Annotated in this window: 17 protein-coding genes; 7 read left to right on the top strand and 10 right to left on the bottom strand. The window is 29.4% G+C overall.

The annotated features are described in order from the left end of the window. Positions 1 to 41: 41 nt before the first annotated feature. The 5 genes from bamA to HGB55_RS10555 all read right to left on the bottom strand — a co-directional run bounded on the left by bamA (position 42) and on the right by HGB55_RS10555 (position 5,706). Positions 42 to 2,603, bottom strand: a complete 2,562-nt coding sequence (gene bamA / locus HGB55_RS10575) for an outer membrane protein assembly factor BamA (RefSeq protein ID WP_168816868.1) — start codon at positions 2,601 to 2,603, stop codon at positions 42 to 44. Further along, complete coding sequence (locus tag HGB55_RS10570; protein ID WP_168816867.1) at positions 2,596 to 3,351, bottom strand: isoprenyl transferase; 756 nt, start codon at positions 3,349 to 3,351, stop codon at positions 2,596 to 2,598. Before HGB55_RS10570 ends, bamA begins: the two co-directional genes overlap by 8 nt. Further along, positions 3,351 to 4,031, bottom strand: coding sequence for a DUF6089 family protein (locus HGB55_RS10565; RefSeq protein ID WP_168816866.1), 681 nt, complete (start codon positions 4,029 to 4,031; stop codon positions 3,351 to 3,353). Before HGB55_RS10565 ends, HGB55_RS10570 begins: the two co-directional genes overlap by 1 nt. 134 nt (positions 4,032 to 4,165) lie before the next feature. Continuing rightward, entirely contained in the window at positions 4,166 to 5,047 is an 882-nt protein-coding gene (locus HGB55_RS10560) for an NAD kinase (protein WP_168816865.1), read from the bottom strand. Positions 5,048 to 5,049: 2 nt separating this feature from the next. Next, complete coding sequence (locus HGB55_RS10555; protein ID WP_168816864.1) at positions 5,050 to 5,706, bottom strand: CBS domain-containing protein; 657 nt, start codon at positions 5,704 to 5,706, stop codon at positions 5,050 to 5,052. Between the two features lie 99 nt (positions 5,707 to 5,805). Between HGB55_RS10555 and HGB55_RS10550 the strand changes: the two genes are divergently transcribed. From HGB55_RS10550 to tig, 4 genes are all read left to right on the top strand, one after another. Continuing rightward, positions 5,806 to 6,531 carry a pyridoxine 5'-phosphate synthase gene (locus tag HGB55_RS10550; protein ID WP_168816863.1) on the top strand — a complete coding sequence of 242 codons (726 nt, stop codon included), beginning with the start codon at positions 5,806 to 5,808 and terminating at the stop codon, positions 6,529 to 6,531. A gap of 124 nt (positions 6,532 to 6,655) precedes the next feature. Beyond that, positions 6,656 to 7,420, top strand: coding sequence for an alpha/beta fold hydrolase (locus HGB55_RS10545; protein WP_168816862.1), 765 nt, complete (start codon positions 6,656 to 6,658; stop codon positions 7,418 to 7,420). Between the two features lie 132 nt (positions 7,421 to 7,552). Beyond that, positions 7,553 to 7,894 carry a phage holin family protein gene (locus HGB55_RS10540; protein ID WP_168816861.1) on the top strand — a complete coding sequence of 114 codons (342 nt, stop codon included), beginning with the start codon at positions 7,553 to 7,555 and terminating at the stop codon, positions 7,892 to 7,894. Between the two features lie 90 nt (positions 7,895 to 7,984). Next, complete coding sequence (gene tig / locus HGB55_RS10535) at positions 7,985 to 9,310, top strand: trigger factor (protein ID WP_168816860.1); 1,326 nt, start codon at positions 7,985 to 7,987, stop codon at positions 9,308 to 9,310. A gap of 96 nt (positions 9,311 to 9,406) precedes the next feature. Here tig and HGB55_RS10530 read toward each other — a convergent pair whose 3' ends face one another. The 4 genes from HGB55_RS10530 to HGB55_RS10515 form a co-directional block, all read right to left on the bottom strand. Further along, positions 9,407 to 9,745, bottom strand: coding sequence for a hypothetical protein (locus tag HGB55_RS10530; RefSeq protein WP_168816859.1), 339 nt, complete (start codon positions 9,743 to 9,745; stop codon positions 9,407 to 9,409). Between the two features lie 273 nt (positions 9,746 to 10,018). Beyond that, the gene (locus HGB55_RS10525) at positions 10,019 to 11,851 is read right to left on the bottom strand and encodes a pyruvate kinase (protein WP_168816858.1); all 1,833 of its coding nucleotides are present in this window, start codon (positions 11,849 to 11,851) and stop codon (positions 10,019 to 10,021) included. 79 nt (positions 11,852 to 11,930) lie between these two features. Next, the gene (locus tag HGB55_RS10520) at positions 11,931 to 13,520 is read right to left on the bottom strand and encodes a M1 family metallopeptidase (protein ID WP_168816857.1); all 1,590 of its coding nucleotides are present in this window, start codon (positions 13,518 to 13,520) and stop codon (positions 11,931 to 11,933) included. 116 nt (positions 13,521 to 13,636) lie between these two features. After that, on the bottom strand, positions 13,637 to 14,143 hold the full coding sequence (locus HGB55_RS10515) for a hypothetical protein (RefSeq protein WP_168816856.1): 507 nt from the start codon (positions 14,141 to 14,143) through the stop codon (positions 13,637 to 13,639). A 186-nt stretch (positions 14,144 to 14,329) separates the two neighbouring features. Between HGB55_RS10515 and clpP the strand changes: the two genes are divergently transcribed. From clpP to dnaG, 3 genes are all read left to right on the top strand, one after another. Then, positions 14,330 to 14,989 (top strand): ATP-dependent Clp endopeptidase proteolytic subunit ClpP, encoded by a 660-nt coding sequence (gene clpP, locus HGB55_RS10510; protein WP_168816855.1) that lies wholly within the window; start codon positions 14,330 to 14,332, stop codon positions 14,987 to 14,989. Between the two features lie 61 nt (positions 14,990 to 15,050). Further along, on the top strand, positions 15,051 to 16,292 hold the full coding sequence (clpX, locus tag HGB55_RS10505) for an ATP-dependent Clp protease ATP-binding subunit ClpX (RefSeq protein WP_168816854.1): 1,242 nt from the start codon (positions 15,051 to 15,053) through the stop codon (positions 16,290 to 16,292). Positions 16,293 to 16,398: 106 nt separating this feature from the next. Further along, complete coding sequence (gene dnaG, locus HGB55_RS10500) at positions 16,399 to 18,390, top strand: DNA primase (RefSeq protein ID WP_168816853.1); 1,992 nt, start codon at positions 16,399 to 16,401, stop codon at positions 18,388 to 18,390. On the opposite strand, the gene nadE is transcribed toward dnaG, so the two are convergent. Further along, positions 18,380 to 19,171, bottom strand: a complete 792-nt coding sequence (gene nadE, locus HGB55_RS10495; protein ID WP_168816852.1) for an NAD(+) synthase — start codon at positions 19,169 to 19,171, stop codon at positions 18,380 to 18,382. The genes dnaG and nadE overlap by 11 nt on opposite strands. Positions 19,172 to 19,210: the final 39 nt, after the last annotated feature.

Here is a 19,210-nt window from a genome sequence, read left to right as displayed (position 1 = left end):
TGCCAATTTAAAAATTCATTTACAAATATAACTGATTTAGTTTAAAATTGTTGTCCTATAATGAAGTGAGTTTGCCATCCTGATTTTTGAGTTTCTCCAGGTAACGGATCAAATCCATGTGCAAAGTCAATTCCCAGCAATCCAAATGCAGGCATAAAGATTCTAATTCCTAATCCGGCAGATCTTTTTAATTGGAAAGGATTGAATTCACTAAACCCATCATAAGAATTACCGGCCTCTAAAAATCCTAATGCATAAATTGAAGCAGAAGGTTTTAAGGTAATTGGGTAACGCATTTCCATTTGGAATTTATTATAAACCGTTCCACCATCAATTGAAGATAAACGAGAGTTTTCATATCCTCTTAAAGCAATGGTTTCTCTACCGTCTAGTTGGTATGATGCCATTCCATCACCTCCAACAAAAAATCTTTCAAAAGGAGAATCACCTAATTTATTGTTGTAGTTTCCTAAAATACCAAACTCGGCATTAGACATTAAAACTAAATCTTTTGTTAGTGCAGTGTACCACTTTCCTTTAAAACTTACTTTATAATATTCTAACCATTTATATTTTTCGGCAAGTTCCATGTTATCATAATCTTTATCTTCAAATAAAGAATATGGTATTGTAAGTTTAGCACCTATACTAAAATCGGAACCTGATTTTGGGAAAATAGGGTTTGGACCTGCAGAACTTCTTCCAAAAATAATATTGTAGGAAAGGTTATTTAAATTACCGTTACTAAGTGTTAAAGTACCAATTCTCATTCCATACTCCTTTAAATCGTATAACTGATAACTTATACTTTGAGAAAGTGTAAAATAATCATCAGGCCATTTTAGGCGTTGCCCTAAACCAATAGAAGCTCCAATAATATTTAAACGTTGATCTTTATCAACTTTGTTGGTAGCGTAATTATATCTAAATTGTTTTGAGTTATATATCGAAAATGATAATGATTTTGGTTTTTTACCTCCTAACCATGGTTCAGTAAATGAAAAACTAGATGTAGTGTAGTATCTACTTTTTTGTAATCGTAGCGATAATGTTTGTCCGTCCCCCATTGGTAAAGGACGGTATGCTTTTTTATTGAAGATGTTACGGACTGAAAAGTTATTGAATGATAAACCTAAGGTACCTATAAATGAGTTTCCTCCATAACCACCTTGTAATTCTATTTGACTAGATCCTTTTTCAGCAACTGTATAATCAATATCTACAGTTTTGTCTTGATAGTTCGGATTTAAATCAGGAGTAATATTTTCTGCATCGAAAAAACCTAATTGTCCAATTTCTCTAATAGTTCTAATAATATTACTTTTACTGTATAAATAACCGGGTTTGGTTTTTATTTCACGGTAAATTACATGATCATTTGTTCTGTCGTTACCATTTACAGTAATTTTTCTGATTTTTGTTGGTTCATCTTCATAAATTCTAATTTCAACATCAATAGAATCATTATTTATTCTTGTTTCAACCGGAATAACTCTTGAGAAAAGATACCCGTTATCTTGGTATAACGTTGCGATATCTTCAGAGTCCGGAGTGCCATCACCTGTAACTCTTTCTTTTAAAACTTTACCATTATAAGTGTCTCCTTTCTCAATTCTTAGTAATCTTTGAAGTTGATCATCGGTATATTTAGTGTTTCCTAAAAATTTAATATCTCCAAAGTAATATTTTTCACCTTCTTCAACTTTTATATTTAGGTTTATGGTATTGTTATTATTCCAAGTAAGTGAGTTATCAATTATTCGAGCATCTCTATAACCCTTTTCACTATAAGAGGTTACAATATTTTCCAAATCTTCTTTAAAATCGGCTTCAATATATTTTGATGTTTTCCAAAATCTACCAGGAAAAGCTCTTTTAGTATTTTTCATGGCTTTTCTCAGCCTTTTATTGCTAAAAGCATCATTTCCTTCAAATGAAATACTTTTGATTTTAACTTTGTTGCCTTTATCGATATGAACCAACATATCAACAGAATTTACATTAGAAGTATCTTTTTTAGTATCTAAAGTTACTTTAGTGTTTAAAAAGCCTTTTTCTTGATATTTCTTTTTAAAATAGTTTTTAGTAGTAACTATTAAATTGTCTGTTACCATTGCGCCTTTTTTTAACTCGGCATCTTTTTGCAATTCTTTTGCTTTATTTTTTTTAACTCCTTGTATGGTAACATTGTGTAGCTGAGGTAATTCTTCTACTTCAAATTCTAAATAAGCAGTATTTCCATCAATTTTAGCGATATAAACTTCAACGTTGCTAAATTGTTTAGTTTCGTACAATTTTTTTATAGCACTTGTTAATTTATCTCCGGGAATTTTAATTTGCTGCCCTGTTTTTAAGCCTGTAAATACTATTACCGTTTGTTCTTCAAATTTTTGAAGTCCTTTTACAGTTACACCACCAAGTTCATAACTATTTTCTTTTACAAAAACAGTAGGAGGTTTAATAGGTATAATAGTATCTTTAACAATAGTATCGTTTTTTATTTGTATTTCTTCTATATTATTTTTAGGATCTTCTTGTGCGTATAGAACTGTAGATGATAAAATAATTGTAAAAAGTAAAAGGGCTATGCTAATTTTATTCATTGATGTTTTCAATTTGTTCGGTAATTTTTCCAAATCGGCGTTCTCTGTTTTGATAATCTAATACTGCTTTAAACAGGTTTTCTTTTTTAAAATCAGGCCAAAAAGTATCTGTAAAATACAATTCTGCATACGCTATTTGCCATAATAAAAAATTGCTGATTCTCTGTTCGCCACTAGTTCGAATCATTAAATCAACATCAGGCAAAGAAAACGTATATAAATGATTATTTATAATATTTTCGTTAATTTCTTCAAATTGAAGTTCATTATTAACAACTTTTTTTGATATATTTTTGATAACATTAACAATTTCTTCTCTTGAGCCATAACTTAAAGCTAAAGTTAATGTTAAAGTGGTGTTGTTTTTTGTTTTTTCAATAGCTTCAGCAAGTTCTTTTTGAGCTTTTTCGGGTAAGCTTTGAATGTTGCCTATAGCATTAAGTTTTATGTTGTTTTTTTGAAATGTTTTTAACTCTTTTTTTAAAGAAGAAACTAATAAAGACATTAATGTTTTTACTTCTAATTTTGGTCGGTTCCAATTCTCTGTAGAAAAAGCGTATAAGGTCAAATATTTAACACCTATATCTGCACATCCTTCAATTACTTTTCTAACGGATTCTACTCCGTGTTTGTGACCAAAAACTCTTTGTTTTCCTTTCAGTTTAGCCCAACGTCCATTACCATCCATAATTATGGCAATATGATCGGGTACATTATTTTTATTTATTTGAGCTTTTAAATTTTCCATTAATAAGGTGTAGCATAACATGGTGGTCTTCCAAAGGTATAAACTATTGATATACCTGTTAGCATATACCAATCGTTACTATTTGGATTTCCAAATGTTAGTGACTCAATTTTATCATTGTTATAGTCTAAATCATCTTCAAAAGTATATCTGGCTCTCAGTTCCAATGCTATGGCAAAGTCTGTAAATATTTTGGTTTTATAACCTATTCCAAAAGGAATGGCAAATGAAGTTTTATTTTCGTAATCGTATTGTTTTGGACCGGTTTCATTTTTTACAACTTTATAGTTAAAGGCTGCCAGTTCAACTAAAATATAAGGTGTGTGAGATTTCTTAAAATCGTCAATATTATAATCAAAATAATTAAATTCAACTCCAACAGCAAGCTCTTTTATATTGTTTGTAAATCTAATACCTCTTTGTTTACGAGCATTATTTGTAGCATCGGCATCATCAGCACTTATATCGGCATACGTAAAAGTGCCTCTAAAGGCAATTCGAGGGTTCATATTCCATTTATAAATTATACCTCCCATAAAATTACTCGGGTTTATATAATATTCAGGCCCTATATCTCCTATATAATTACTTCCTCCTAAAATTAAGCCAATTTCGTTAATTTGTGCTTTGGAAGTGGTTGTTAAACAGATGAATATAGTTAATACAATTAGTTTTTTCATATATAAAATAGCGTGCAAATATAAATAATTCTATTCGCTTATTGAAGTTTAACAAAGTCTTTTTTGATAAACTGATTATAAATGAAAATATTGTGAGGTGTTTTATGTAGTTTCGTATTTTACAGTTAGTAAAATTAGTTTCGGGTGTCTTGCCCCCAAAGTAATTTTTCTCTAAGTGTTTTTAAAAAGGTTTGATCGTTTATTTGCACCATTTTTAAATTGAAATTTGATTTTTCAACAAAAATTTCAGTAGTACTGTTAATGGTTGTTATGCGTGAATCTAACGATAAGAAAAATTCATCTTCTCTACCGCTTACTTTAAATTTTATTTTAGTTTCATCGGGTATTACAAGCGGCCTTGCATTTAAATTATGTGGAGCAATTGGTGTTAGAGCAATACTTTTTGCTTGCGGAGTAATTATTGGTCCGCCACAACTAAGAGAATATCCTGTAGAACCTGTTGGAGTTGAAATAATTAATCCATCAGCCCAATAGGAGGTTAAATACTCATTATCTAAATAAGTTTCAATGGTAATCATTGAGGCTGTATTTTTTCGGCTGACAGAAACTTCGTTCAAAGCAAAATTTAACGAAGCTAAACTCTTTATTTTAGGTGATGTTCTAACGCTTAATAGTGCTCTTTTTTTTATTTCGTATTTTTGTTCTATAAGTAAATTTACCGCTTTTGATATTTCATCTTTTTGAACAGTTGCTAAAAAACCAAGCCTACCTGTATTAATTCCTATAATTGGAATATTTGAATGCCTGATAAAAGTTACAGCTCTTAATATTGTACCATCGCCACCAACAGTAAACATAAAGTTAAAAGAATTGTTTAATTCTTTATATGACGAGAAAGTTTCAATTTTTTTAAGTTCTATATGTTTTTTTATTTCTAAATAATATTCTTTCTCAACAACAAATTCTATTGATTTTTCATTTAAAATTTTAAATAGATTCTCAATATAAGGTTTATCTTCGGCTTTATAATATTGTCCGTAAACAGCAACTTTCATGCTTAAATATTTAAATATTTTTGAAGATATTCTGATCGTTCTTTCAAATCTTCAAAATAAAAATCTTCTTTGTGTTTTGTAAGTACATTGTAATTATACCTTCTAAGTGATTGTATAATTTCGTTAATGTCTTGCGCATTAAACTTTAGTGTTATTTTTACTAAACTAGGACTACTTTCAGCAATAAAAAGTCCTAAAACTTTTCCGTTGTTAGATTCAACTATTTGGCATATTTCACTAAAAGAATAATCTTTAAGCTCTTTTTCTATAGATAAAACGGCACCTTCATTTTTTAAAAAAGTAGTATCATTATAAATATGTAGCATATCTATTAAATCGTAATATCCTAAATAACTGTTTTTAGTAGTTGTAACAGGAATTAAATTAGCTTCGTTTGAAGCGAAAATTTTAATAATTTCCAGTAAATTATTATTTTCTTCAGCAAAAAATAAATTGAAAAGATATTGAAAATCACCAAGTTCCTTACTTTCATCAATTCCTTGAATATCAGCTTCAGAAATTAACCCTAAAAGCTGATTGTTATGTACAATTGGAAAATGGGAATAGGTAGTTTTATAAAAAAACGACTTTACATCTGCAAACTTAGTGTGCAACGTAAAAGGTTTAAATTCTTTTAATATGTAAGAAGTTGTTTCCATACTATTTGCTATTATACTACAAATTAATCAAAAATAAAACCAAAAACATATACTTAGTTTGTAAATTTGCGAACACAGTTTAAATAAAACATTTTAAGAATGACAAAGTTAAGTGTAAATGTTAATAAAATAGCAACTTTACGAAATTCAAGAGGAGGAGATTTTCCAAATGTTGTAAAGGTTGCTTTTGATATTGAAAGTTTTGGAGCTGAAGGAATAACCATTCATCCAAGACCAGATGAAAGACACATACGTTACCAAGATGCTTACGATTTAAAAAAAATAGTAACAACAGAGTTTAATATAGAAGGAAATCCAATTGCTAAATTTATTGATTTGGTGTTGGCAGTTAAACCAACACAAGTTACCTTAGTGCCCGATGCTGTTGATGCGGTAACTTCAAATGCAGGTTGGGATACCGTTAAACATCAATCATTTTTAAAAGAAGTGGTGTCAGAATTTAAAAGAAACGGAATTAGAACGTCAATTTTTATTGATACCGATTTAAAATTAATTGAAGCAGCAGCTACAACCGGTACAGATAGAATTGAATTATACACCGAAGATTTTGCTACGCAATATGCTTTAGGAAATAAAAAAGCGGTTGAACCTTATACTCAAAGCGCTGTTTTAGCAACAAAATTAGGATTAGGTATAAACGCCGGTCACGATTTAAGTTTGGATAATATTCAGTTTTTTGCAGAAAAAGTTCCTAATTTGTTGGAAGTTTCAATAGGGCATGCTCTTATTGCCGAGTCTTTGTATTTAGGTTTAGAGAATGTGATTAATATGTATAAGTATAAGTTGAAAGTTAGTAAACTTTAAAGGACTAAGCTAAAATTTAAGGAATTAAAACGCATAACTAAAATCAAAAAAAAGTTGTTATTCTTGCCTTCGCAGGAATCTCTTTGTTAAAAACTTAAATTTCAAAAGCCAAAAGCAATATAAAATGAACATTTTACATTCTACAATTTTAGGAGAAGGCAAGCCATTACTTATTTTACATGGATATTTAGGAATGAGTGATAATTGGAAAACGTTGGGTAATAAATTTGCCAAAAAATTTGAAGTTCATTTAATAGATCAGCGCAATCACGGCCGTAGTTTTCATTCTGATGAATTAGATTATGAATTGTTGGCAGAGGATTTGTATAATTACATTAAACATCATCAACTTCAAAAAGTTAATTTATTAGGGCATTCAATGGGTGGTAAAGTAGCAATGCTGTTTGCAGTTACCTATCCTGAATTTATGGATAAATTAATGGTTGCTGATATTAGCCCGAAATATTACGAACCTCATCACCAACAAATATTAGCAGCTTTAAATGCAGTTAATTTTTCAATACATAATACCAGACAAAAGGTTAAAGAAGTACTAGAAATCTATATTAAAGAAAAAGAAATTATTCAATTTTTACTTAAAAACGTGTATTGGAAACATAAAGGAGAATTAGCCTTTAGATTTAATTTACAAAGTTTAACACAAAATAATAGTGAAGTAGGAGAAGCCTTACCATCTTTTACTCATTTTGAAGGTGAAACATTGTTTTTAAAAGGGGAAAAATCAAATTATTTGACTAAGGAAGATATTCCTTTAATTTCAGCACATTTTACCAATTTTAAAATTGTGTCTATTCAAAATGCCGGACATTGGTTGCATGCCGAAAACCCTACTCAATTTTATACAGAAGTACTTAATTTTTTAAGTTGAAATAAATTTTTGGCGTAAATATTGTTAGATTTACATTCAAAATAAAATAACAAAGTATAAATAACCCTGTAAAAGAGTTAGTTTTATAAATAATTTACAAGGTTTTTGAAAATCAATTAAAATTAATATCATATGAACACAATTTTAAAAATTTTACTTACTGCCTTAGCCGTAGTAATAATAGCTTATTTATTACCTGGTGTAGAGGTAGTTAATTATGTAGACGCCATAGTAGTAGCAATAGTTTTAGGCTTATTGAGAATAACAGTAAAACCTATATTGGTATTGTTCACTTTGCCAATAACGGTAGTAACTTTAGGTTTATTTTTACTGGTAATAAATGCATTAATTATTTTACTCGCTGATTATTTTGTGAGTGGATTTAACGTTTCAGGATTTTGGGTTGCACTATTGTTTAGTATACTGTTAACTGTTTTTCAATCTATTTTATACTCGTTTATAAAAGAAAAATAGTTGAATTTGAACAAATTAAATGTTGTAAAGTGCATAAAAAATAGTAATTTTGCACCCAATTTTTAATTATTTAAGATAAAATAGCATAAAATGAATATTACAAAAGAAAGTATTGATGCGTTAAATGCAGTAGTGAAGGTTGAAATATCAGCAGAAGATTATCAAGATAAAGTAGCTCAAATTTTACAAGATTACCGTAAAAAAGCTGATATCCCGGGTTTTAGAAAAGGTCATGTGCCAATGGGAATGGTAAAAAAGCAGTACGGAAAATCTGTAATGATTGATGAAGTAAATAAATTATTACAAGAAGCATTAAATAATTTTTTAGTTGAAGAAAAGCTGGATATTTTAGGGAATCCTTTACCTAAAATTCAAGAAGATTTTTCTTGGGAAGCAACTGAAAATTATGCATTTGAATTTGAATTAGGTTTAGCGCCGGAATTTGACGTTGATTTAGATTCAAAAAAGAAAATTACGCAATACAATATTGTTGCTGATGATGAATTGTTAGATAAAGAAGTAGAAAATATTCAGAAGCGTTTTGGAAAATTAGTTACAAAAGAAGTAGTTGAAGAAGGTGTAACTATTGCAGGAACATTTGCAAACGAAGAAAAAGGAATTGAAAAAAAATCTACTATTGAGCTAAATTCAATTAAAGGAAAAACAAATCAGAAGAAATTTATTGGTAAAAAAGTTGGAGATGTAGTTGAGTTAAAAACCAAAGGTTTATTTGATGATGATCATAAATTAATGGGTGCATTAGGTGTTGGTCATGATGAAGTTCACGGATTGGAAATTCCTGTTACGTTCACAATTGAAGAAATTAATATTACGGAACTTGCTGAAGTAAATCAAGAATTATTTGATAAAGTATTTGGTCCTGATGTTGTAAAATCTGAGGAAGAGCTTAGAACTAAAATTAAAGAAGATGCTGAAAAACAGTTTCAAAATCAAGCAGATCAACAATTACTTAATGCAGTAACTGAATATTTGGTTGAAAATACAAAATTTGATTTACCTGCCGATTTTCTAAAAAAATGGTTGGCTGTTGCAGGTGAAAACCCAATGACTCCGGACCAAGCTGCTGAAGAATTTGAAAAATCAGAAAAAGGATTACGTTACCAATTAATTGAAGGTAAAATATTTAAAGATCATAATCTGCAAATTACTTTTGATGAGTTAAAAGACTTCACTAAAGGTTTTGTGAAAGCTCAAATGGCACAATACGGTCAATTAAATCCTGAAGAAAAAGATTTAGAAGATATTGTTCAACGTGTTTTAAGTAATCAAGATGAAGCGAAACGTTTACAAGAACAATTAGCAAGTAAAAAATTATTAGATTTTTATAAAGAAAAAATGACTTTTAAAGTAAAAGATGTTAATTATGAGCAATTTGTAAAAGAAGTTTACAAATAGAATAATTAGTGTCATTCCTGTAAATACAGGAATCATATAAAATAAAAAACTCCTTAAAATCAATACTTTAAGGAGTTTTTTTATTTTAATTTGTTATTAAAAATCTTGCAAAACCTTTAGAGGCATTGTAAAAAAACGAGTTCTTCTGGTGTTAAAAACAGTTACTTTTTTATAATTTAATTTGTTTTTAACATATGTTTCTACGTCAATATTATTTGTATCTGTTTTTACGTCAGTTACAATAATTACACCTTTAGATGTTACAATAAAATCTATTGTGGCGTTAATTTCATGATTTACTTCAAAAGGAGCATTATCTAATAATTTGATAATCTCATTTCTTAGTTTTACGGTTTCTTTTTCGTCAAAAGTTTTAGCAAATAGAGTAGTTGTACTCAAAGCAATTGTCAAAAATAATAAAGCTAGTTTTTTCATGATTTTTTTAATTTTAGTTATACTCAAAGCTATTTGATTTGAGATACAAACAGAAAAAAATCAGATTAAAAAAATGTGTGGTTTTTATCAATTTAGACTTATTTTTTTTGAATTTAACAATTCCTTTTCATTCAATTTTTTATGTTAAAAATCTTAAAATCAGTAGAATAAAATTTTTACAACAACTCGTTATTATAAGAAATGCAACAGGAGTTAAATTTTGTTATAAATTTTTTAAAAACTACTATATTAAAATGTTAAGTAATTGATTTTTTACAAGTCTTTTGCAAATTCAAGTTTAGGTAATAAAGACATTTCTTTATTTTGAATGCTTTGCATTTTGCATAATATTCTGTCAAGCATTTTAACGGCATTTTCTATATAGGGTCCTTTATTAAGCATAACACATTCGGCTCTTTGAGATACAGCAGCATCAGTTATTTCTGCTCTGGTCGGAATTCCTTTTTTAGCTAAATTTTCTAATACTTGTGTAGCCCAAATATCTGGTATATGGGCTGCAGTGCATATTCGTAATATTTCTTCTTGAATTATAGCAAAGTTTTTCCATCCGGTTTCTATAGCTAAATCGCCGCGAGCTATCATTACTCCAATAGGATAATTTTCCATTGCTTTTAACAAAATACTTGGTAAATTTCTAAATGCTTCTTGAGTTTCTATTTTTAAGATAATTCCTATAGCTGCATTTAGTTTTTTTAATTCATTTAATAAATCTTCTACATCTTTTTTACTATTTACAAATGAGAAATTAACAGTATCGGCATATTTTGCTATAAATTGAAGGTCAATTTTATCTTTTTCGGTCAAACCATTTATTTTTAAACTGCTTTTTGGTAAGTTTATTCCTTTGTCAGCTCTTAGTTTTCCTCCTTTCTTTTTAGCACTTGTAATTTTTATTAGTAAATGATCAGTGTTGTTTTCAATAATTGTTCCTTCAATTTTTCCGTCATCAAAATAAATGGGTTCACCAGCTCTCACATTTTCAAATACTTGTGGGAGCGTGCAAGAAATATGAGCAATTTCGAGTACATTTCCATCTTTGTCGTGTTTGGTAGGTTCTCCTAAAATTGGTTCTTTATCAAGTCTTAACAAATCTCCTTCAAATAAAAAGATTACTTCTTCTAAAGGTAAAACTTCATGAACTGTATGAATTTCGGAAGTTGATTTTTTTTCTAAAAAAACAGTAAGTTGAGTTCCTGTTGTAACAAAAGCAGTTTTTTTACACGATGCCCATCTTCCTAAATCTTCTTTAGCATCAATGGTAATCTTGCATTTTTTACCGCGCGAATCTGTAAAAGTAAAATAAGAACCTTTTCTGGTTTTTTTCAACCATTTTTTATTCACAGGTATTATTGCGTCGGCTTTAGAGTTTTTAGGAGGTAAAATTCCGTAAGGAGCCAACCAAATTTTTGCCTTTGCTGTTGTTTGTCCTAACGAGTTTCTTTTGGGTTTAATATGAATTACTTTGTGACCGGGATTCATTTTACCGGTTCTGAGTTTTGGACCACCTAGATCCATCATAATTTTACAGTCTTTTTTAGAATGTCTTATGTTGTCAATAATTTCTTTCCATACAATTTTATCGTCGTGTGCACAGTTTATACGAGCACAATCCATTCCTAAATTTAGTAAGTTTTTAGTGAAATCTTTATCATCTGCAGCACTTGATGGTTGAGTTACCATAATTCGTGTGCTACGGCTGTCTCCTATATTTCCGAATAATGCGTTTGCATTATTTTTTATTAATTGTTTACTTATGTTGTTTGTTAAAAAAGGTTCTAACTCTTTGATGTCTTCAATTTTTAATAAGTTGTGTACCATAGCTTTAAAAAGTAAAAGGCTATATAATACACTGCTTTCATTACTTGAGGTAATGTTAAAGCCCAAGTTATGAATTTTTTCTTGCAGAAAATTGTTTTCAAAGCTTCTTAAAGCTAAATAATGGATAAGGTTTTTAGCACTTTTTTTATATTTAGGATGTACATTTTCAATTTGAGTTTTATAGGTTTCCTCATATTCATTAATCCTATTCAATGTTAAATCAATTTGAGAATTGATTTCTTTAAGTTTTTCTTCGTTAAAAAGCATACAACTATTTTAAGCTTAAAGTTACAATTTAAAATAGTATTGTAAAAGTTAAATAGAGTAAATTGGAGCTTGTGAAATTTTAAATTAATTCGAATAATAATTTAGTATTTGGATCGAAATTAAGGGCTTTAACTTCACCTTTTACATCAATTTCATAAGGATAAGATTTTTCTACAACTTCAATGGTTTTTATTTCTGAAGTGCCATCAGTATAAAATAATTCAATTTCAAGCGGAAATTGAAAAGTTGTTTCTTGCGTTTGGTCTATAATTATTTTTAGTTTATTGTTAGATGAAATCCATGATGTTTTTATAATTGGATGTCCTGATTTGTAAAGCCATTGATTAAAAAAAGTGTCTAAATTTTTACCGGATACTTCAGCTATGCAATTTTTAAAATTATTGGTTGAAGCATTTTTAAATTTGTAAGTTTCATAATATTTTCTAATACCTTTCCAAAAAATTTCATCACCTAATTTATTTTTAAGCATATGTAAAACCCATGCACCTTTTTGGTAAGAGTTTGCGTTAAGCAAACGCATATAATTTGTTGTTTGAGTATCAACAACAGGCGTTTGTTGTTTTTTGTAAAAGTTTAAAACTGTAGTTCGTTCACTTTGCATTCTTTCTTTAAAAGCAGTTTCACCTTCGGTTTTTAAAATATATAAATCGGTTAAATAAGTGGCAAAACCTTCACTAAGCCACAAATGCGGCCAGTTAATTTCTGTAGCAGAATCTCCAAACCATTGGTGAGCAATTTCGTGAGCAATTAAATCGTTGTGTTTCCTTTCACCGGTTACAGATTGTTCGAAATAAAAGATATTCCCCGCATTTTCCATACCTCCAAAACGGGTTTTAGATTGTACGTTTGCCAGTTTTTCATAAGGGTATTCACCTATATTTTCAATAAAAAAATCTAAAATATCTTTTGCAGTGGCATAGTCGTAAAAACCTTGCTCTTTGGTTTGAGGATATACCCATGTAGAAACAGGTATATTATGAGTTTCTCCAATATTTTGCACAGCAAAACGAGCGATACCTATTACCATAACTTTGGTGGGTAAAGGTACAGTTGAAACCCAATGATATTCTTTTAAATTATCGGTTAAATTGGTTTCTTCAACCTGATAACCATTTGCTATTGCCTGATAATGATCCGGTGCTTTTATAATATACTCAATTGTTGCTTTATCTGATGGATGATCTATACAAGGAAACCAATTGTGAGCTCTGTTAGGCCAGTTATCGCCAAAAAAAGTTCTATCTCCATAAATATTTTCGCTAATTATTAATCCATCCTTTGGAACACCATTATATTTTATGGTGTACGTAAAAACATCAGTTAAATTAGGCTTTTTAGTTGTTATTTTAATTGTATTGTTTGAATGTATAAACGGAACAGTATCGTTGTTTTGTAAAATATACTCAATAGTCATCCCTTTGCCGGTAGAATCTTTTTGTACAAAGTCTAAATTAAACGCTGTTACATTCTTTTTAAATTTTAGTGAAATAGCCATTTTTGCATTGATGCTGTTAGTTGAATCGTTAACTTCAATAGCCAATTTATAATGTTCAATATCTATAGTACTTAAATTTTGTTGGTAATTTTGAGCTTTAAGAGAAATATTAAATAGAAATAATAGGATGTAGAATTTATAGGGTAATTTCATTATTTTATAATTTTTCGAAATCAAATATACCTAAAAACTCCATAAAAGAGTATTTAAAATAAAAAAGGCTCAAAGATAAAATACCTTTGAACCTTTTATTAACTAAAACCAAATTGTTACATATTATTATATAGGGTTACAATTTCATTGATATCGCTTAATTCTTCCGATTTTATTTTTTCAGAAACGTGTGGTGTATCATCTAAAAAAGCACTTAATACTTTTTTAAATTTTCCTTTAGAAGAAGGTACTTTAATTGTTTCATCAAAAACTTTTTCAACATAATACACTTTACTTCCATTATAATCTCTTTCGAATAAATTTAATTTTTTTCCAGAGGTAAGCTGTTTAACAAGTATCATTTCACCAGAACTATAAATACGAGTAAATATTTCATTACCTCTTGTGTAGTATTTTATTGATTCAATATCAGGGTTTTGTTCTTCTCCATTGGTGTCAATATAAGTTATATGAAGTAAGCTTTTTGAATCGCTCATTTTTTTAACTTTCACATTAGTAATAGTGTCATAACGTTGTGTTATAATAGAGCCATTTTCAAATTCTTGGCTGTAAATACTTGATGAAAAAAGAAATAGTATCAGTGTAATTAATTTAAATCTCATAATGTTTTGTTTTGATAAGTTAAATTAAATAAGGTACTCAAAGATAAAGAAAAATATTATGCACGCATAATAAAAAACAAAAGAATTAATGTTTTTTTAAATCCAAAATCATTCAAATTTCAAATTGCGTTCAAAATAAATAAATACTTCTTATCTTTACACACTTAACATTTTAAAACCTGAAAAATGGATTACGGAAAAGAATTCAAAAAATTTGCAACTAAACACCAAGGAATTAGCAGTATGCATTACGATACTTTGGTGAGTAGTGTTACTCCATATATTATTGAAGAACGTCAATTGAACGTAGCTCAAATGGATGTGTTTTCACGATTAATGATGGACAGAATTATATTTTTAGGAACGGCAATTGATGAATATGTTGCCAATATAATTCAAGCACAATTATTGTTTTTAGAAAGTGTAGATAGCTCAAAAGATATTTCAATATATATAAATTCTCCCGGAGGCAGCGTTTATGCCGGATTAGGAATATACGATACTATGCAGTTTATTAAGCCTGATGTTGCTACTATTTGCACAGGAATGGCAGCATCAATGGGAGCCGTATTAATGTGTGCGGGAACCAAAGGAAAACGCTCAGCTTTACCACATTCACGTGTTATGATCCACCAACCGTTAGGTGGAGCGCAAGGACAAGCCAGTGATATTGAAATTACGGCTCGTGAAATATTAAAATTAAAAGAAGAATTGTACCAAATAATTTCAAAACATTCAGGGCAAACACTTGAGAAAGTACATGCAGATTCTGACCGTGATTATTGGATGAAAGCCGAAGAAGCAAAAACTTATGGTATGATTGATGAAGTTTTAATTAGAAAATAATAAAATTAGGTTATCAGCATAAAAAAGTATAACCAACAAAATAAAATCAAGAACAAAGATTATGGCAAAAGATGAAGTATTAGAATGTTCGTTTTGTGGTAGAAAAAAGCCGGAAACTGATTTACTTATAGCAGGTTTAGATGCACACATTTGTGATAAGTGTATAGAACAGGCTCATGGTATTGTAATGGAAGAAATAAGTCAACATAAATCTTCTGCACTTACTTCTGAGTTAATCGTAAAAAAACCAAAAGAGATCAAAGAATTTATTGATTTATATATGATTGGTCAGGATCAGGCAAAAAGAGTAATATCAGTTGCAGTTTACAATCATTATAAACGTTTATTACAGCCTGCTTCTAAAGAAAAAGAAGATGTTGAAATTGAAAAAAGTAATATAGTTTTAGTAGGTGAAACCGGTACAGGAAAAACATTAATTGCTCGTACAATAGCACGTATGTTAAATGTGCCATTTTGTATAGTTGACGCAACAGTATTAACAGAAGCCGGTTATGTAGGTGAAGATGTTGAAACTATTTTAACTCGTTTATTACAAGCTGCGGACTACGATGTTAAGAAAGCTGAAAGAGGAATTGTTTTTATTGATGAAATTGATAAAATAGCACGTAAAGGAGATAATCCATCTATAACAAGAGATGTTTCCGGTGAAGGTGTACAACAAGCTTTGTTGAAATTATTAGAAGGTTCTGTAGTAAATGTACCGCCAAAAGGAGGAAGAAAACATCCTGATCAAAAATTTATAGAAGTAGATACTAAAAATATTTTATTTATTGCCGGAGGAGCATTTTCAGGAATTGATAAAATAATTGAAAAAAGATTGAATCGACAAGCTATAGGCTATAGTGCTTCTATCAAAAAAGATAAGATTGACAAAGGAAATATGTTGCAATATATTATACCAAAAGATTTAAAAGAATTTGGTTTAATACCTGAAATTATTGGTCGTTTACCGGTACTAACTCACATGAATCCGTTAGATGCATATACGTTAAGAGCAATATTAACCGAGCCTAAAAATTCAATCATAAAACAATATCAAAAATTATTTAAAATGGATGGTATTGATTTTACAATTAATGAAACTGCACTACTTTATATAGTAGATAAAGCTGTTGAATATAAATTAGGAGCTCGTGGTTTGCGTTCGCTTTGTGAGGCAATTTTAACTGATGCTATGTTTGAAATGCCCGGATCGGACGAGAAAGAAATAAAAGTTACAAAAAAATACGCTGAAGACAAAATAAACAAGTCAACGTTAAAAAAGTTAAAGGCCGCTTCATAAGATAATTATGAAGCTTTAAAATAGAAATCACCCTTTATAAACTAAAGGGTGATTTTTTTATTTAATTTTGTAATTTAGAAAACTTTAAAAATACAACTTACTTAAATTGATTACCAGAAATACCATAGATAGAGTTTTTGAAACTGCTCGTGTAGAGGAGGTAATTGGTGAATTTGTTCAGCTAAAAAAAGCGGGTAGTAATTTTAAGGGGTTAAGCCCTTTTTCGGAAGAACGAACACCGTCATTTATGGTATCGCCCGTTAAACAAATTTGGAAAGATTTTAGTACAGGAAAAGGAGGTAATGTTGTTTCATTTTTAATGGAACACGAACATTATTCTTACCCTGAAGCTATACGTTACTTAGCAAAAAAATACAATATTGAAATTGAAGAAACCGAACAATCTGATGAACAAAAACATCAGGCTGATGAACGTGAGAGTATGTTTTTGGTTTCAGAATTTGCCCGAGATTATTTTCATAATATATTATTTGAAAATGAACAAGGTAAAGCAATTGGATTAAGTTATTTTAAAGAAAGAGGTTTTACCGATGATATTATTAAAAAATTTCAATTAGGTTACTCTTTAAATGAATGGGAAGCGTTTACTACAGAAGCTTTAAATAAAGGGTATAATTTAAAATATTTAGAATCTACAGGACTTACTATAGTTAAGCAAGATTTGCTTTCATCAACAGGTACAAAACAATTTGACCGTTTCAAAGGGCGTGTTATGTTTCCTATTCACAGTATGAGTGGAAGAGTGCTTGGTTTTGGCGGAAGAATTTTGACTAACGACAAAAAAGCAGCAAAATACTTAAATTCACCCGAAAGTGAAATTTACCATAAAAGTAATATTTTATACGGTATTTACTACGCTAAAAAAAGTATAGCAAAAGAAGATAACTGTTATTTGGTTGAAGGTTATACTGATGTAATTTCATTTCACCAATCCGGTATTGAAAATGTAGTTTCTTCATCCGGTACAGCGCTTACCGAAAATCAAATCCGATTGATAAATCGACTTACAAAGAATGTTACCATTCTTTTTGATGGTGATGCAGCGGGTATTAGAGCTTCAATTAGAGGGATAGATTTAATTCTTGAACAAGGCTTAAATGTAAAAGTGGTAATGTTTCCTGAAGGTGATGACCCTGATAGTTTTGCTAAAAAAGTTAGTGATGAAGAGTTAAAGGAATATTTAAACAATAACGCACAAGATTTTATCAATTTTAAAGTGTCGTTATTGATGGAAGAAGCTAAAAACGATCCTGTAAAAAAAGCAGGATTAATTAGAGATATTGTTGTAAGTATTTCTAAAATACCCGATAGAATTCAGCGTGAAGTATACATTCAAGAATGTTCCAGAATTATGGATATTTCTGAAAATGTATTATTTAACGAACTGGCGCAAATTGATAAAAAAGAAAGACGAGAGTTATCTCAAAGGCCCAATATTGAAAAGCCTGTTACTCCTATTTTAGAAAAAACACCTCAGTTTAAAAAAATTGACGAATTAAAAAAATACGAGAGAGAAATTATCAAAATTTTGTTGTTATATGGAAATAATGAAGTTGATTTTGTTGATTTTGTTGAAGGAGAAACTATTGATGCCCACGATTCACAGCCTGTTAAAAAAGTAAAGTTCAGCAATGTGGTTTCTAATGAAGTTTATTTGAGTTTACAAGAAGATGAAGTAGAATTTACCGATGAAACTTTCAAACAGATTTATTATGAAGTTATCAATCAGTTAAATCAAAGTGAAAAAATATCGGTAGATTCATTAGTGAATCATTCAAATAATGATATTTCTACTTTAATTACGAGTATTTTGATGGATGATGAAAAATATATTTTAAGCAACTGGGAGCGCAAAGAAATTTATATAAAAAGTAAAAAAAGCGACTTATCTAAAATGGTATTGGATGCGATTTATAATCTAAGACGCATTTTGATTGAGAAAAAAATTAACACTCTAAGAAATACAATACTTGAAGCAAACGATTCTAACCGAGATCAAATTTTAGAAACAATAGTAGATTATACTTTTTTAAGTAAAAACTTAAATGAAAGACTTAACAGAGTTATTATTTTTTAAACTCTTCAGGAATCTCACAAACCGGTATCGGAATCATTTTATGTTTATTGGTAGCATTCAGTTTTTTGTAAATAGAAAAAACATCTTTTTGTCTACCTTCAAAGTCTAAAGCAGTTTTCCCTAGCTCATCTTTCTTCATAGCCCATTCTAATTCGTCATAACTTGCGCCAAGTTGGTCTTCATCAGTTCTATCATCACCCCATAAACCATCAGTTGGTGCGGCTTTAATAATTTCGTTGTTAATACCTAAATATTTCGCTAGTTCGTATACTTCAGATTTCATTAAATCGGCAATTGGACTCAAATCTACTCCGCCATCACCATATTTTGTATAAAAACCTACTCCAAAATCTTCTACCTTATTTCCGGTACCGGCTACTAAATAACCATGTAAAGCTGCAAAATAATAAAGCGAAGTCATTCTAAGTCTTGCACGTGTATTAGCAAGTGACATAAAGCGCTGTTCTTCATCTTCAACAGGAGGAAATGAAGCTACCAAACTATCAAAAACAGGAGTTAAATTTACTTGCATCATTGATACATGCTTAAAGTTTTTTTGTAGCCATTCAATATGGTTATACGCTCTGCTTATTTGATTTTTGGCTTGGTGTATAGGCATTTCAAGGCACAATACCGGTAAACCTGTTTTAGCACAAAGCGTTGAGGTTAAGGCAGAGTCAATTCCTCCGGAAATACCAATAACAAAACCATTTAATTTAGCATTAACAGCATAATCTTTTAACCAAGTAACAATATAATCAACAATTTTTTCAGCATTCATAATTAAACTAATTTAGTAACTTTAACGTTTTAAAAAAAG

Source organism: Lutibacter sp. B1 (assembly GCF_012524075.1).
GTDB lineage: Bacteria > Bacteroidota > Bacteroidia > Flavobacteriales > Flavobacteriaceae > Lutibacter.
Note: the sequence above shows the minus strand (reverse complement) of the source record. Positions and strands in the feature narration are given on the sequence as shown.